Origin of the sequence: Azospirillum sp. Sh1, assembly GCF_008365135.1 — a bacterium.
Classification (GTDB): Bacteria; Pseudomonadota; Alphaproteobacteria; order Azospirillales; family Azospirillaceae; genus Azospirillum; species Azospirillum oryzae.
In genome coordinates, this window is record NZ_VTTK01000024.1 from 57,868 (window position 1) to 72,280 (window position 14,413).

General features: G+C 66.7%; 9 protein-coding genes. 5 read left to right on the forward strand and 4 right to left on the reverse strand.

Annotated features, from left to right (window positions below):
• Positions 1 to 4 precede the first annotated feature (4 nt).
• Together FZ029_RS21845 and FZ029_RS21850 are read left to right on the forward strand one after the other, a co-directional pair.
• The gene (locus tag FZ029_RS21845; protein WP_149271901.1) at positions 5 to 3,931 is read left to right on the forward strand and encodes a PAS domain S-box protein; all 3,927 of its coding nucleotides are present in this window, start codon (positions 5 to 7) and stop codon (positions 3,929 to 3,931) included.
• The gene (locus FZ029_RS21850) at positions 3,928 to 5,058 is read left to right on the forward strand and encodes a two-component system response regulator (RefSeq protein ID WP_149271902.1); all 1,131 of its coding nucleotides are present in this window, start codon (positions 3,928 to 3,930) and stop codon (positions 5,056 to 5,058) included. The genes FZ029_RS21845 and FZ029_RS21850 overlap by 4 nt, the downstream gene beginning before the upstream one ends.
• A 67-nt stretch (positions 5,059 to 5,125) precedes the next feature.
• Here the strand turns inward: FZ029_RS21850 and FZ029_RS21855 are convergent, their stop codons facing one another.
• Positions 5,126 to 5,716, reverse strand: a complete 591-nt coding sequence (locus FZ029_RS21855; RefSeq protein WP_149271903.1) for a hypothetical protein — start codon at positions 5,714 to 5,716, stop codon at positions 5,126 to 5,128.
• 257 nt (positions 5,717 to 5,973) lie between these two features.
• Positions 5,974 to 6,780 carry a DUF2076 domain-containing protein gene (locus FZ029_RS21860; protein ID WP_149271904.1) on the reverse strand — a complete coding sequence of 269 codons (807 nt, stop codon included), beginning with the start codon at positions 6,778 to 6,780 and terminating at the stop codon, positions 5,974 to 5,976.
• 376 nt (positions 6,781 to 7,156) lie between these two features.
• On the opposite strand from FZ029_RS21860, the gene FZ029_RS21865 reads away from it, so the two are divergent.
• From FZ029_RS21865 to FZ029_RS21875, 3 genes are read left to right on the forward strand one after another with little or no spacing between them, the layout of a single operon-like run.
• On the forward strand, positions 7,157 to 7,834 hold the full coding sequence (locus FZ029_RS21865; RefSeq protein ID WP_247892434.1) for a chemotaxis protein CheX: 678 nt from the start codon (positions 7,157 to 7,159) through the stop codon (positions 7,832 to 7,834).
• Positions 7,815 to 9,710, forward strand: coding sequence for a PAS domain S-box protein (locus FZ029_RS21870; RefSeq protein WP_149271905.1), 1,896 nt, complete (start codon positions 7,815 to 7,817; stop codon positions 9,708 to 9,710). Before FZ029_RS21865 ends, FZ029_RS21870 begins: the two co-directional genes overlap by 20 nt.
• Entirely contained in the window at positions 9,707 to 10,108 is a 402-nt protein-coding gene (locus tag FZ029_RS21875) for a response regulator (RefSeq protein ID WP_149271906.1), read from the forward strand. The genes FZ029_RS21870 and FZ029_RS21875 overlap by 4 nt, the downstream gene beginning before the upstream one ends.
• 22 nt (positions 10,109 to 10,130) lie before the next feature.
• Here the strand turns inward: FZ029_RS21875 and FZ029_RS21880 are convergent, their stop codons facing one another.
• Entirely contained in the window at positions 10,131 to 11,939 is a 1,809-nt protein-coding gene (locus FZ029_RS21880) for an ABC transporter ATP-binding protein (RefSeq protein WP_149271907.1), read from the reverse strand.
• A gap of 298 nt (positions 11,940 to 12,237) precedes the next feature.
• Entirely contained in the window at positions 12,238 to 14,355 is a 2,118-nt protein-coding gene (locus FZ029_RS21890; RefSeq protein ID WP_149271908.1) for a YgiQ family radical SAM protein, read from the reverse strand.
• Positions 14,356 to 14,413: the final 58 nt, after the last annotated feature.

Below are 14,413 nucleotides of genomic sequence, written 5' to 3' on the forward strand. Positions count from 1 at the left end.
CCGCATGCACCGCCTGCTGCAAAGCCAGTTCAAGCGGGTGCTGGGCCTGCCGACCGCCGAAGCGGCGGACTCCGTCCTGGCGGAGTTGAAGGCGCTCGCCGGCACCCCCGGCCTGTCGGCCGACGCGGTGCGGATGCTGGACTCGCTGCCGGCACTGTTCGCCCGCATCGGCCAGAGCTACGAACAGGCCGACCGCGACCTGACGCTCAGGGCACGCAGCCTGCAGCTGAGTTCGGAGGAGTTGGCCGACACCAACGAGCGGCTGCGGCGCGAGGCGGCGGCGCAGGCCCATGCCATCCGCCGGCTGCGCGGCATCGCCAACAGCCTGCTGCGGGCGGACGGCCGCCCCGAATTGCCGGATTCCGCCGACAGCGGCCCGACCGACAGCCTGGAACGGCTGAGCCAACTGATGGCCGGACTGGTAGAGGAACGCTCGGCGGCGCAACGGGCGCTGGAGCAGCAGAAATTCGCGCTCGACCAGCACGCCATCGTCAGCATCACCGACCACCGCGGCATCATCACCTACGCCAACGACAAGTTCTGCCAGATCAGCGGCTATTCCCGCGAAGAACTGCTGGGCCGGTCGCACCGCATCGTCAATTCGGGGCGCCATCCCTCCGGCTTCTTCGCGGAGATGTGGCACACCGTCATGGACGGGCAGGTCTGGCACGGCGAGATCTGCAACCGCACCAAGGCGGGCGAGGAATATTGGGTGGCGGCGACCATCGTCCCACTGCTCACCACCGACGGCCAGCCGCACCAGTACATCGCCATCCGCACCGACATCACCGAACGCAAGCGGATGGAAGCGGAGCTTGAGGACAGCCGCCGCTTCCTGCAGAGCATCACCGACAGCATGGGCGAGGGCGTCTTCTCGCTGGACCGCAACGGCTTCTGCACCTTCCTGAACCCGGAGGCGGAACGCCTGCTCGGCTGGTCGCTGGCGGATCTGCGCGGCATCACCCTGCATGACGCCGTGCATTACAAGGACGGCCAGGGGCGCACGGTCGCCGGCGCGGACTGCGCGGTGCTGAACACCGTCCGCCGCGGCGAGATCCATCGTTCGGAAACCGACCATTTCGTCCGGCGCGACGGCACCATCTTCCCCATCGCCATCACCGCGGTGCCGCTGCGCGAGGATGGCCGCATCGTCGGCTCCGTCACCGTCTTCCAGGACATCACCGAACGCCAGCGCATGCTGACCGCCCTGCAGGAAAGCGAGGAGCGGCTGACGGTGGCGCTCGACGCCTCCAACACCGGGCTGTGGGACTGGAACCCGGTGACGGACCACGCCTATTTCTCCGACCGCTGGCTCGGAATGCTGGGCTATGCCCCCGGCGAGCTTCCCGGCAACGGCTCCACCTGGCTGGGGCTGCTTCACGAGAGCGACCGGGAGCGGGTGCTGGCGACGCTGGAGGACCATGTGGCCGGCCGCGCCCCGGTCTACGAGGTCGAGTTCCGCATGCGCCACAAGTCGGGCGCCTGGGTCTGGATCCTGTCGGCCGGCAAGGTGACGGAGCGCGACGCGGACGGCCTGCCCACCCGCATCACCGGCATTCACAAGGACGTGACCGACCGCAAGCGGACCGAGGACGAACTGGCCCGCGCCAAAGAGGAGGCCGACCGCGCCAACCGCCAGAAGAGCGACTTCCTGGCCAACATGAGCCACGAGATCCGCACGCCGATGAACGCGGTGATCGGGCTGAGCCACCTGATGATGAAGACGGAGCTGTCGCCGCGCCAGCGCGATTACCTGGACAAGATCCATGCCTCTTCGCGCAGCCTGCTCGGCATCATCAACGACATCCTCGACTTCTCCAAGGTCGAGGCCGGCAAGCTGACGATCGAGGCGATCCCCTTCCACATCGGCGACGTGCTGCAGGAGGTGGCGACGGTCGTCCTGCCCAAGGTGCGGGAAAAGGGGCTGGAGCTGATCGTCGACCTGCATGGCGGCGTGCCGGGCACGCTGGTCGGCGACCCGCTGCGGCTGGGGCAGGTGATCCTCAACCTCGTTTCCAACGCCGTGAAGTTCACGGAACGGGGCGAGGTGGTGGTGACTGTGGGCGGGCGCATCGGCACCGGCGACGATTACCGGCTGGAGGTGGAGGTCTGCGACACCGGCATCGGCATGTCGCCCGAACAGGCGGCGTCGCTGTTCCGCCCCTTCACCCAGGCCGACAGCTCCACCACGCGGCGCTTCGGCGGCACCGGGCTGGGGCTGGCGATCTGCCGGCAGCTGGTGGAACTGATGGGTGGCGGCGTGTCGGTGGAAAGCCGGCCGGGGGAGGGCAGCATCTTCCGCTTCTCCATCCGCTGCCGGGTCGCGGCCGGCGACACCGCCGACGACCGGCTGCCGCGCGACCTGATGGAACGCCGGGTTCTGGTGGTGGACGACAGCGACGCCGTGCGCTCCATCCTGACCGACATGCTGGAGCGCTTCGGCCTGACCGTGGAATCGGTGGGCGACGGCTGGTCGGCGCTGCGCCGGCTGGAAGAGGGGCAGGCCGGGGCGAAACCGCCGGTGGAGCTGGTGGTGTTGGACTGGCGCATGCCGGACCTCGACGGGGTGGAGACCCTGCGCCGCCTGCGCGCGCTGCCCGGCGCCCAGCCGCCGGTGGTGATGACCACCGCCTATGGCGCCGATGGGGTGCAAGGGGCACTCGATGGGGCGCTGGGAGAAACGGCCGGTCCTGCCGGGCCGGTCACCGCGGTGCTGGAAAAGCCGGTGACACCGTCGGCCATGTTCGATTCGGTGATGACGGCGCTGGGCGGCGCGGCCCGGCCCGCCGATACCGCACGCCGGGTGAACGATCCCGCCCAGTCGACCGAGCTTTCGGCGCTGGTCGGGCGCAGCGTTCTGCTGGTGGAGGACAACCCGGTCAACCAGCAGGTCGCCTGCGGCCTTCTGGAGCTGGTCGGCATCGAGGCGACGGTGGTCGGCAGCGGCGAGGAGGCTTTGCAATGCCTGCGCGAGGTGAAGTTCGACCTCGTGCTGATGGACGTGCAGATGCCGGGGCTCGACGGCTATGAGACGACGCGGCTGATCCGGCGCGAGCTGGAGCTGTCCAACCTGCCGATCATCGCCATGACCGCCCACGCCATGGCCGGCGACCGCGAACGCTGCCTCGATTCCGGCATGAACGACCATGTCTCCAAGCCGATCGATCCGGACACGCTGTATGCGGCGCTCGCCCGCTGGCTGAGGCCGGTGCGTGGAATCGGGGCTGCCGCAGCCGGAACGGCGGCGTTGCCGGCCGCCGCCGTATCGTCCGCCCCGGCGCTGCCCGACAGCCTGCCGGCGCTCGACCTTGCCGTCGCCCGGCGCAACGTGAACGGCAACCTCGCCTTGCTGCGACGGATCCTGATCGATTTCGCCGCCACCCACGAGGGGGAGGCCGTGCGCCTGGCCGCCGCAGTGCGGGAGGAGCGCTGGAAGGACGTGCTGCGGCTGTCCCACACGCTGAAGGGCACCGCGGCCACGGTCGGCGCCATGGACCTGTCCGCCCTGGCGGGGCGGATCGAAGCCGGCGCGATGACGGTGCCGCCGGATCTGGAGGAGGGGGTGCTCGACCGGTTGGCCGACGCGCTCGCACTGGTGGTGGAGGGGATCGGCACCCTCGGGCGGCCGGCGGCGGACAGCGTCCCGGCGGCGGCGGCGGTTGCGCCGCCATCCTCGGCAGCCGGGCTTCCGCGCGACCTGCTGCGGGCCGCCCTGCCGCTGGCCGACCGGCTGGGCGGTCTGCTGATCGCCGGCGACCCGGAGGCGGGCGATCTGGCCGATGCGCTTGCCCGCCTACTGACCGGCAGCCCGGTGGCGTACATGGCGGAGCGGGTGAACCGCCATGCCGGCGCCTTCGATTTCGATGACGCGGCCACCGCCCTGACCGAACTGCGCGACCGCCTGCGTGACTGGAGAGAGACCGCGACATGAGCCTGCCGAACCCGGTTGCCCTGCCGAACGGCGAGAAGCCGCGCATCCTGGTCGTCGACGACGAGCCGATCAACCTGAAGGTCATGGCCGACCTGCTGCGCGACAGCTATGGCCTGATCGTGGCGAAGGACGGGCCGCAGGCGCTCGCCCGTCTGGCCGGCGACCCGCTGCCCGACCTGATCCTGCTGGACGTGATGATGCCGGGCATGGACGGGGTGGAGGTCTGCCGGAAACTGAAGGAGGATGCCCGCACCCGCGAAGTCCCGGTGATCTTCATCACCGCCATGGGACAGGTCCATGACGAGACCCGCGGGTTCGAGGTCGGGGCCGTCGACTACATCACCAAGCCGATCTCGCCGCCGGTGGTGCTGGCCCGCGTCCGCACCCACATCGCGCTCCGCGAGGCGCGGCGCGCGCTCACCGACCAGAACCGCCAGCTGGAGGACCGGGTGGCGGAGCGCACGCGCGACCTGTTGCGCGCCCAGGACGCCACCATCCGCGCCATGGCCTCGCTGGCGGAAACCCGCGACAACGAGACGGGCAACCACATCCGCCGGACCCAGAACTATGTACTTGCGCTCGCCCTGCATCTCAGCCGCGATCCGCGCTATGCCGGCCGGCTCGACGAGGAAACCATCGAGCTGCTCTACAAATCGGCGCCGTTGCACGATGTCGGCAAGGTCGGCATCCCGGATTCGATCCTGCTGAAGCCGGGCAAGCTCAGCGACGACGAATTCCATGTGATGAAGACCCACGCGGCGCTGGGCCACGACGCGATCTTCGCCGCCGAAGGGCAGGCGGAGATCGCGTTGGCCGGCGAAAGCTCCTTCCTGCGCATCGCGCGGGAGATCGCGCACGGCCATCACGAGCGCTGGGACGGCACCGGCTATCCCCAGGGACTGGCGGAGGAGGCGATTCCGCTGTCGGCCCGGCTGATGGCGGTCGCCGACGTGTACGACGCGCTGATCAGCCGCCGCTGCTACAAGCCGCCCTTCCCGCACGAGAAGGCGGCGGCGATCATCCGCGAAGGCAGCGGCAGCCATTTCGACCCCGCCGTCGTCGCCGCCTTCACCGCGTTGGAGGACGAGTTCAAGGACATCGCCAGCCGCTACAGCGACGAGGAGTGAGCGCGCGGTCCCAACGTGAAAAGTTGTGGGACTCTTGCTGGGATATTTCACTACATATTAAATCGCGTTAGGGATTCCCGTCTTTTTCCCGAATTTGCACACAGCACCTTTTTGTTTCTTTTGCACCTATAAAGAAAAATATGAGCATAAGACCAAAACTACAAGTGAAAATGATAAATAGTATTGCTCTTGAGAGGACCTCTGACAAAAGTATCGAGCCGACGGCTACCTGCGCAGCCGAGAATATCGCAAATGCGATCTGGATTGCTACATATGGAAGAATGATGAACCCGTCCTTCCCATTTTCTCCCTTCTTTCGGAGCCAACCCTCAAGTAGCAAAATATCATCCTGCACAATAATATTTCTGATTATGGATTCAGCCTCCCAGCAATATTTTGATGATCTAGTTATCTTTAAAAATTCCCCAGCCCAATATGTAAACAAGATCGCCGTCAGCACTCCTGCTACAATCAAAAGCATTCCGGAGGTCGTATAATATTTTTCTTTATAAGTTGAAACACTTGCCGACGCTGAAACACCTATTATTACAGCTGCGCAATTTATGCTCCACCTTTGCGCTCGCAATGCCTCCAGAAGCTCATCATGAGCCATTTCTATAAATCGAACCTGAAGATCAACTTTATCTTTCGTTTCCAATTTTAGACTCCAAATGATTTTTCCAAAATTTTTCTGATACTACCAAATTTGCTATGTCTTAGAATAGAAAATTTATTGAACATGCAATTGTGTGCAATCGAGCAAGCAAAAAATGCTTTGTATGCACATGCTGTTTAGAAGCAGGTTTACGTAACCTATTTATGAGCGCTCACGCTTGTGCGAGACTTATGCATGAAAAGGCAAAATCCTTGCACGCTCAAGCCCCGCAAAAGCAGAAGTAAATATCTCGCTGACACTCAAATCCAGGAATCGTCCCCACCGCCGCTGCCGCCATCGTCGAAGGACGAGTCGTCATAGGACACATCATCGGTCGGCGGCGGATCGGGGTCGTGGGACGCGTCCTGTGCCGCATCGGGCGCCGCGTCGCCCTGCGGCCCCTGGTCGTCGCCGTAGTAATTGTTGGTGATGACGGTCTCGTTGATCGTCTCGCCGCCCAGGGGCTGGGCCATCGCCGTGCCGAAGGGGCCGGGCGAATGGTGCAGCAGGGACGAGATGGCGCTTGCCGCCAGCATGCCGCCGGCCACCCCCGCCGCGGTCTGCGCCGCTCCGGCGAAGAACCCGCCACCGCGCGGGGCCATGCCCTGCTGCGGGAAGGGGGGCGGGCTGTATTGCTGCGGCGGATAGGCGGCGCCCGGCGCGGCATCCCAGGGGCTGCGGCCGGCGACTGGCCGTCCTTGCCCCGGCTGGCCTTGCGGCGGCTGGGAATAGGACGGGGCAGGGGGAGGTTCGGCACCGCGGCCCCAGGGGCTGCGGCCGATGCCGAGCGCGTTCGACAGGAAGCTGCCGCCGGATTGCGCCGGCTGGGCCGGGCGGTCGCGCAGTTGCCGCTCCAATTCCTCGATCCGGGTCTGGGCTGCGGTCAGCGCCTGTTGCTGCACCAGCACCGTCTGCGCCATGTAATAGGACGACAGCGGCTGGTCCTGGACCGACCGGCGGATGAAGTCCTCCGCTTCGGCGTCGCGTGGCTGGGATTGCTGCTGCGTTTCCACCTCGCGCAGGCGGCGGAACAGGTCGGACAGAAGCGTGCGTTCCTCGGGGGTCATCGACGTCTCCTAACATGGCGCCCGTCGCAAGGGGTGCCACCCCTTGATGTGGAGTCACCATCCCCCAGCGGACAAGTCCCCAATTGGGCGGCCCCGCTCCCGGAGGCCATTCTGCCGCCCGACAGGACGCCGGTCATTTCATTTCAGGATATCCGAAATATTACGCAATCGCGCCGGCAACTTGCCGAACATTCCGAATACGGTTCTTTGGATGGTGAACTGTTGGCCTGACCATTGTGGGAATAGAGGCGGCTATATCGGCTATGGCGTCGAAGGCTTAACATATGACATTGACGGGGGTGCCTTTTTCCGGATCGATAGGCCACATTTGTGATGCGACCGCCCGGCGGCGCCGGTTGTGAAGCCGAGACCAAGAATGAACAGGCGCCGAGCGATGGTGGAACTGACCGACCTGGAGCGCGATGCGCTGACCGAGTTGGTGAACATGGGGGTCGGTCGCGCCGCCACCCATCTCAGCCGCATGGTCAACGATCAGGTCCTGCTGTCCGTGCCGACCGTGGACATCGTCAGCCGGAAGGAGGCGTCGGATTTCCTGACCGCGCGCGAACGCCACGGGCTTGTGGCGGTGGAGCAGCAGTTCCAGGGCTCCTTCGACGGCCGCGCCATGCTGATCTTTCCGGAGGCCAACAGCCTGGAACTGGCCCGTGCGGTTCTCGGCGGCGAGCTGACCCTGGCGGAGATCGTGGATCTGGAGCAGGACGCCCTGGCCGAGATCGGCAACATCATCCTGAACGGCTGCCTCGTGGTGGTCGCCAACGCGCTGAGGGACCGGCTGACCATCTCGCTGCCGGCGGTGCTGCGCGGCGACGGCGCCAACATCCTGACCGACAAGGCCGGAGGCGCGGACGAGCTTGTGCTGTTCCTCTACATCGATTTCACCATCCGCAGCCGCAGCATCCGCGGCTACATCGCCCTGCTGATGGGTGTATCGTCCCTGCAGTCGCTGAAACAGCTGATCCACGCCTTCATCGAAGGCATCGCGTCCGAAGAACCCTCATCCGCCGGAACGTCGCATGGCTCCCAGATTGCCTGAACAACCCACCTGGGCCCTCGATGTCCTGGGCGCGCTGGATGCCGGCATCCTGCTTCTCGACCGCCATTGCCGTGTCCTCTACTGGAACAGCTGGATGGAGCAGGCCTCCACCCTGACGGCCAGGGAGATTCTGGGGCACGACCTGTTCGACGCCCTGCCGAACCTGCGCGAATCGCGCCTGCACATCGCCGTGCGCGACACGCTGGCCACCGGCGCGCCCGGCGTGCTGTCGCACACCCTGAACCCGATGCTGTTCCCGCTACGCCTGGCCGACGGGCGGCGGATGGTCCACAATGTGGTGATCCGGCCGCTGCCGTCGAATGCGCAATCCTCCCATTCACCGGTGGCCGGCAGCGAGGCGCGCTGCCTGATCCAGGTGACCGACGTGACCGCGTCGGTGAACCGCGAACGGGTGCTGCGCGAACAGCGCGATGCCCGTTACCGCGCCATCGTCGACACCGCCCCCGACGCCATCATCACCACCGACACCCGCGGCATGGTGCAGTGGATGAACGGCACCGCCACCCGCCAGTTCGACTACCGCCCGGACGAGCTGATCGGCCAGAGCGTCACCGTGCTGCTGGGCGACGACGCACCCGACTGGATCGCCATGGCGGAGCGCAGCGGACCGGGCGCCGCCGGCATGGACGCCGCCACCCAGCCGGTGGAACTGTCCGGCCGCCGCCGCGACGGCAGCCACATCGACCTGGAATTGTCGATGGCGCGCTGGGAATCGGAAGGGCGCAGCTTCATCACCGGGATCCTGCGCGACATCACGGAGCGCCGCCGCACCCGGGAGGAACTGCGGGCCAGCGCGCTCGCCATGCGCCAGCTTGCCGAACAGACCAAGGCGACGCTGGACGCGCTGCCGGCCTTCATCGCCGTGCTCGACCGCTCCGGCCATATCGTGTCGGTCAACCGGGCCTGGGCGGAAGCCGGGCCGGAGACCAGCTTCCTCGGCGAGGGCTGCATCGTCGGTGACGATTACCTCGATCATTGCGGGCGGGGGGAGACGGCCGACCCACGCGCCGACAGCGTGATGGAGGGCTTGCGCACGCTGCTGAACGAGGGCGGACCGCCGGTATCGGCCGAATACGTCACCAACACCCAGCACTGGTTCCGCTGCCTCGCCGCGCCGATGCCGGCCGGCCCCTTCGGCGGCACCGTCCTGATGCACATCGACGTGACGGAGATCAAGTCGATGGAGGCGGCGCTGCGCAAGCTGGTCGGCCAGAAATCGACCCTGCTGCGCGAGGTCAACCACCGCGTCAAGAACAGCCTGCAGCTGGTCTCCAGCCTGCTCACGCTCCAGACGCTGAGCCTGCCCGACGAAGCGGTGCGGGTGCATTTCCAGGACGCCCGCAGCCGCATCGAGGCGATCGCCCGCGTCCACAACCGCCTTTATCAGGCCGACCAGTTCCAGACTATCGAGTTCGGCACCTACCTGAACGAGCTGTGCGAGGATCTGGCGCGTGCGTCGGGCGGCGACAGCATGTGCGACATCGTCGTGCGGTCCGACGTGATCGACCTGCCGATCGACCATGCCGCGCCGCTCGGCCTGATCGCGAACGAACTGATCACCAACGCGGTCAAGCATCGCGGGGGCGAGCCGGCGCGGGTGACGGTGACCTTCATACGCGAGGGTGACGACCTTGCCCTGACCGTTTCCGACCGCGGCCCCGGACTGCCGTCCAACTTCGATATCCGCAAGAGCCGCAGCTTGGGTATGCGCCTGATCTCCAGTCTGGCCGGCCAGATCCGGGCCTGCGTCGGCATCGACACCACGCCGCAGGGCAGCACCTTCCGCATCGAGCTGCCGGTGCCGGACGAGGTGCCGCTTCTCGAGGCGACGTCCACCGAGGAGATCGGGGGATGAAGATCCTGCTGGTGGAAGACGAGGTGCTGATCGCGCTGGAACAGCAGCTCTATCTGGAGAATGTCGGCCACAGCATCATCGGCCCGGCGATCACCGCGACGGAGGCGATTGAGATCGCCACGGCCGACAAGCCCGATCTGGCGCTGGTCGACGTGCATCTGGGCATGGGCACCAACGGCATCGACGCCGCGCGCGGGCTGACGAAGTTGGGCGTGCCCTGCCTGTTCATCACCTCGTTCCGCGACGAGCTGAAGAAGGACGGCCCGCTGACCGGCATCGGCTGCCTGCCCAAGCCCTTCACCGAAAGCGGCCTGATCGCCGCCGTCGACGCCGCCCGCGCCATATTGGCGGGGGAGACGCCGCGCAACGTGCCGCAGACGATGGAACTCTTCGTTTAAGGGGTGGGGACGATCCCCTCCCTCAACCGCCGGTTCGGCGGATCGGCTCCGGCGCCGACTGCTGTTCGAACAGGCGGCGGTAGAGCCCGCCAGCCCGATGGAGCAGGGCGGCATGGCTGCCGTCCTCCACCACCCGGCCCTGGTTGAAGACCAGGATGCGGTCCAGCGTGCGGACGGTGGACAGGCGGTGGGCGATGATGATGGCGGTGCGACCCTGCATCAGCCGTTCGATCGCCTCCTGGATCAGCGCCTCCGATTCCGAATCCAGGCTGGAGGTCGCCTCGTCCAGGATCAGGATCGGCGCGTCGGCCAGGAAGGCGCGGGCCAGCGCCACCCGTTGACGTTCGCCGCCCGACAGCTTGACGCCGCGCTCGCCGACCAGCGTCGCATAGCCCTTCGGCAGGCGGGCGATGAAGTCGTGGGCGTTGGCGAGCCTGGCCGCCCGCTCGATCTCCGCCATCGACGCGCCGGGGCGGCCATAGGCGATGTTCTCCGCCAGGGTGCGGTGGAACAGGATCGGCTCCTGCGGGACGATGGCGATCTGCGAGCGCAGGGAGTGCTGGGTCGCCCCCGCGACCTCCTGCCCGTCGATCAGCACGCGGCCGTCGGTAACGTCGTAAAGGCGCTGGATCAGCTTGACGAAGGTGGTCTTGCCCGACCCCGACGGGCCGACCAGACCAACCCGCTCCCCCGCCCTGATGGTCAGCGACAGGTCGCGGTAGAGCGGCGTGGTGTGGCCGCCATATTGGAAGGTGACGCGGTCGAAGCGCACCTCGCCCGCCCCGATGCGGATCGGCGAGGCGTCCGGCCGGTCCTCCACCCCCAGCGGTTCGGCGTGGATCGCCACCAGCTCCTCCATCTCGTTGACGGAGCGCTGGAGGTGGTTGATGTGCATGCCGATGTCGCGCAGATAGCCGTGCACGACGAAATAGGTGGTCAGCACATATGCCACGTCGCCCGGCGTCGCCTGCCCGCGCCACCACAGCCACAGCGCTGTCGCCACCACGCTGCTGCGGATCAGCAGCAGAACCACCAGCTGCACGGTGCTGTGTCGGGTGTGGCGGGTCCAGGTGCGATGGGTGCGACGGCTCCATTTGTCGACGACGCCAGCCAGCCGCTCGTCCTCGCGCGGCTCGGCGCCGAAGGCCTTGACCACGGCGTTGCAGCCGATTGCGTCGGCCAGCGTCCCGCCCAGTTTCGTATCCCATGCGTTCGACAGCCGGGCCGCCGGCGCGATGTAGAGGGTGGAGAACATCACCGTCATCGCGATGTAGACGGCGGTGCCGAGCGCGATGACCAGCCCCATCGCCGGCCAATGCAGCCCCAACGTCACCATCGTGCCGATCAGCACGACCAGCGACGGCCACAGCGCCAGCAGGAGCGTGTCGTCCAGGGTGTCGAGCGCCCACATCCCGCGGGTGATCTTGCGCACCACCGACCCGGCGAAGCTGTTGGCGTGCCAGTCGGTGGAAAAGCGCTGGATGCGGTGAAAGCTGTCCTGGCCGACATCGGCCATGATGCGCAGGGTGAAAGGGATGACGCCGCTCCAGGCGATGTGGCGCATCACCACCATGCCGACGCCCAGCGCGACCATGGCGCCGAAGGCGGTCAGCGCCGCATGCAGCGCAGCGTCGCGGTCGCCCGGCAGCAGGGTCAGCGCGTCGACCAGCCGACCGGCGAACAGCGGCATGAAGACGTCGGCCAGCGTCGACAGGGCGATGGCCCCGGCGATGCCGACGGCCAGCGGGGTCTGACGGCGCCAGTGACGGAAGGTGAAGGCCAGAACGCTGCGGATGGCGTTCGGGCGGGGGGTGCGTTTCGACAGAGCCATGGGAATCCAACCGGGGCAGGGCCGGCCGTACAGGCGGCGGCCCCGCCAAAGGAACCATTGGGTAATGCGCCAATAATCGCCCTCTCTCCCCCGGGGAGAGGGAGGGGCCCCACGCCGGAGGCGTGGGGAGGGTGAGGGGGATGCGTGGCAGGACGTTGCGAAAATCCCCGCCGTGCATCCCCCCCACCCTGACCCTCTCCCCGCATTCGGCGGACCGGAGGTCCGCCTGTCGCGTCAGCGCAAACGGAGTTTGCGCGTGAGCGGGGGGAGAGGGGAATGGGGCGTGCGCCCTTTACCGTCACCGACCCTTCAAATTCGTCTGGCGCGGCTTCATGCCGGAAGGCTTGCCTCCAGCCCCAGCCGGCTTCGCCCCAGGTGGTTTGCCCACCGGCGGCACCACGCGGCGGCCCTGGCCGGCCTGCTGGGTGAGGAAGGTCTTGCCTTTCGGCCCCTTCTCCCGCGGCTTGGCGGTGGCGCCGACCGGCTGCCAGGCGGGGATGAGATGCTCCTCGCCCGGTCCGATCAGGTCCTCGCGGCCCATGCGCTTCAACGCCTCGCGCAGGATCGGCCAATTCTCCGGATCGTGGTAGCGCAGGAAGGCCTTGTGCAGGCGGCGCTGCTTCAGCCCCTTCGCCGACGACACCATCTCCGAGCCGACGCGGCGCACCGGACGCAGCGGATTGCGCTCGCTGTGGTACATAGCGGTTGCCAGCGACATCGGCGACGGCAGGAAGGTCTGCACCTGATCCGCCTTGAAGCCGTTCCGCTTCAGCCACAGCGCGAGGTTCATCATGTCCTCGTCCGTCGTGCCCGGATGGGCGGCGATGAAGTAGGGGATCAGGTAGAGCTTCTTCCCCGCCTCCTTCGCCGCCTTGTCGAACATCCGCTTGAACTCGTCATAGGCGCCCATGCCGGGCTTCATCATCTTCGCCAGCGGACCCGGCTCGGTGTGTTCCGGCGCGATCTTCAGGTAGCCGCCGACATGGTGGGTCACCAGTTCCTTCACATACTCCGGATTGCGCACGGCGAGGTCGTAGCGCAGCCCCGACGCGATGTGGATCTTCTTAACCCCCGGCACCGCGCGGGCCTTGCGGTAGAGCTGAACCAGCGACGAATGGTCGGTGTTCAGGTTCTTGCAGATGTCCGGGAAGACGCAGGACGGACGCCGGCAAACCGATTCCGTCTCCTTGTCCTTGCAGGCAAGGCGATACATGTTGGCGGTCGGCCCGCCCATGTCGGAGATGACGCCGGTGAAGCCCTTTGTCTTGTCGCGGATATGCTCGATCTCGCGCAGGATGGAGCCTTCCGACCGGCTCTGGATGATGCGCCCCTCATGCTCGGTGATCGAGCAGAAGGAGCAGCCGCCGAAGCATCCCCGCATGATGTTGACCGAAAAGCGGATCATCTCCCACGCCGGGATGCGCGCATCGCCATAGGACGGGTGCGGCGCCCGCGCATAGGGCAGGTCGTAGACGCCGTCCATCTCGTTGGTTTCCAGCGGAATCGGCGGCGGGTTCAGCCAGACGTCGCGGTCGCCATGGCGCTGCACCAGCGCGCGGGCGTTGCCGGGGTTGCTCTCCTGGTGCAGCACGCGGCTGGCATGGGCGTAGAGCACCTTGTCGGCCGTCACCTGCTCGAAACTGGGCAGGCGCACCACCATGCGGTCGGCACCCTCGGCGCGCGGCGACACCGGCGCCGACGGATCGTCGATGGAGCTGCTGTCGACCACCGTCCAGCCTTCCGGCAGGGTCGAGCGCATGATGGCGGTGCCGCGGATATCGGTCATCGCCTTGGGCGATTCCCCCTTCAGCGCGCGCTGGGCGATCTCGATGATCGCGCGTTCGGCGTTGCCGTAGACCAGCATGTCCGCCTTGGAATCGACCAGGACGGAGCGGCGGATCTTCTCGCTCCAATGATCGTACTGGGCGATGCGGCGCAGGGATGCCTCGATGCCGCCCAGCACGATGGGAACGTCCTTGAAGGCTTCGCGGCAGCGCTGGGAATAGACAATGACGGCGCGGTCCGGCCGCTTGCCGCCCTCGTCGTTGGGCGTGTAGCTGTCATTGTGGCGCAGGCGACGGTCGGCCGTGTAGTGGTTGACCATCGAATCCATGTTGCCGCCGGTCACGCCCCAGAACAGCCGCGGCTTGCCCAGGATCTTGAACGGCTCCGCACTGCTCCAGTCCGGCTGGGCGATGATGCCGACACGCAGCCCCTGCGCTTCCAGCAGCCGGCCGATGATCGCCATGCCGAAGCTGGGATGGTCGATATAGGCGTCGCCGGTGACGACGATGACGTCGCACTGGTCCCAGCCCAGCCGGTCCATTTCCGCACGCGACATCGGCAGGAAGGGCGCCGCCTTGGGGCGCACGCTCCGATCCGGGCGGTGGGCGAACAGGTTGGGGGCCGCGAGCATCGCGTTCTCCGGGTCTCTTATCGACAATGCGGGTGGATAAGCCGACAGTCTTACCTTG

Excerpts from the sequence above, each read along its gene's own strand:
- FZ029_RS21890 (WP_149271908.1), bottom strand. The coding sequence starts at position 14,355 with ATGCTCGCGGCCCCCAACCTGTTCGCCCACCGCCCGGATCGGAGCGTG.
- FZ029_RS21880 (WP_149271907.1), bottom strand. The coding sequence starts at position 11,939 with ATGGCTCTGTCGAAACGCACCCCCCGCCCGAACGCCATCCGCAGCGTT.
- FZ029_RS21875 (WP_149271906.1), top strand. The coding sequence starts at position 9,707 with ATGAAGATCCTGCTGGTGGAAGACGAGGTGCTGATCGCGCTGGAACAG.
- FZ029_RS21845 (WP_149271901.1), top strand. The coding sequence starts at position 5 with ATGCACCGCCTGCTGCAAAGCCAGTTCAAGCGGGTGCTGGGCCTGCCG.
- FZ029_RS21860 (WP_149271904.1), bottom strand. The coding sequence starts at position 6,780 with ATGACCCCCGAGGAACGCACGCTTCTGTCCGACCTGTTCCGCCGCCTG.
- FZ029_RS21870 (WP_149271905.1), top strand. The coding sequence starts at position 7,815 with ATGGCTCCCAGATTGCCTGAACAACCCACCTGGGCCCTCGATGTCCTG.
- FZ029_RS21865 (WP_247892434.1), top strand. The coding sequence starts at position 7,157 with ATGAACAGGCGCCGAGCGATGGTGGAACTGACCGACCTGGAGCGCGAT.
- FZ029_RS21850 (WP_149271902.1), top strand. The coding sequence starts at position 3,928 with ATGAGCCTGCCGAACCCGGTTGCCCTGCCGAACGGCGAGAAGCCGCGC.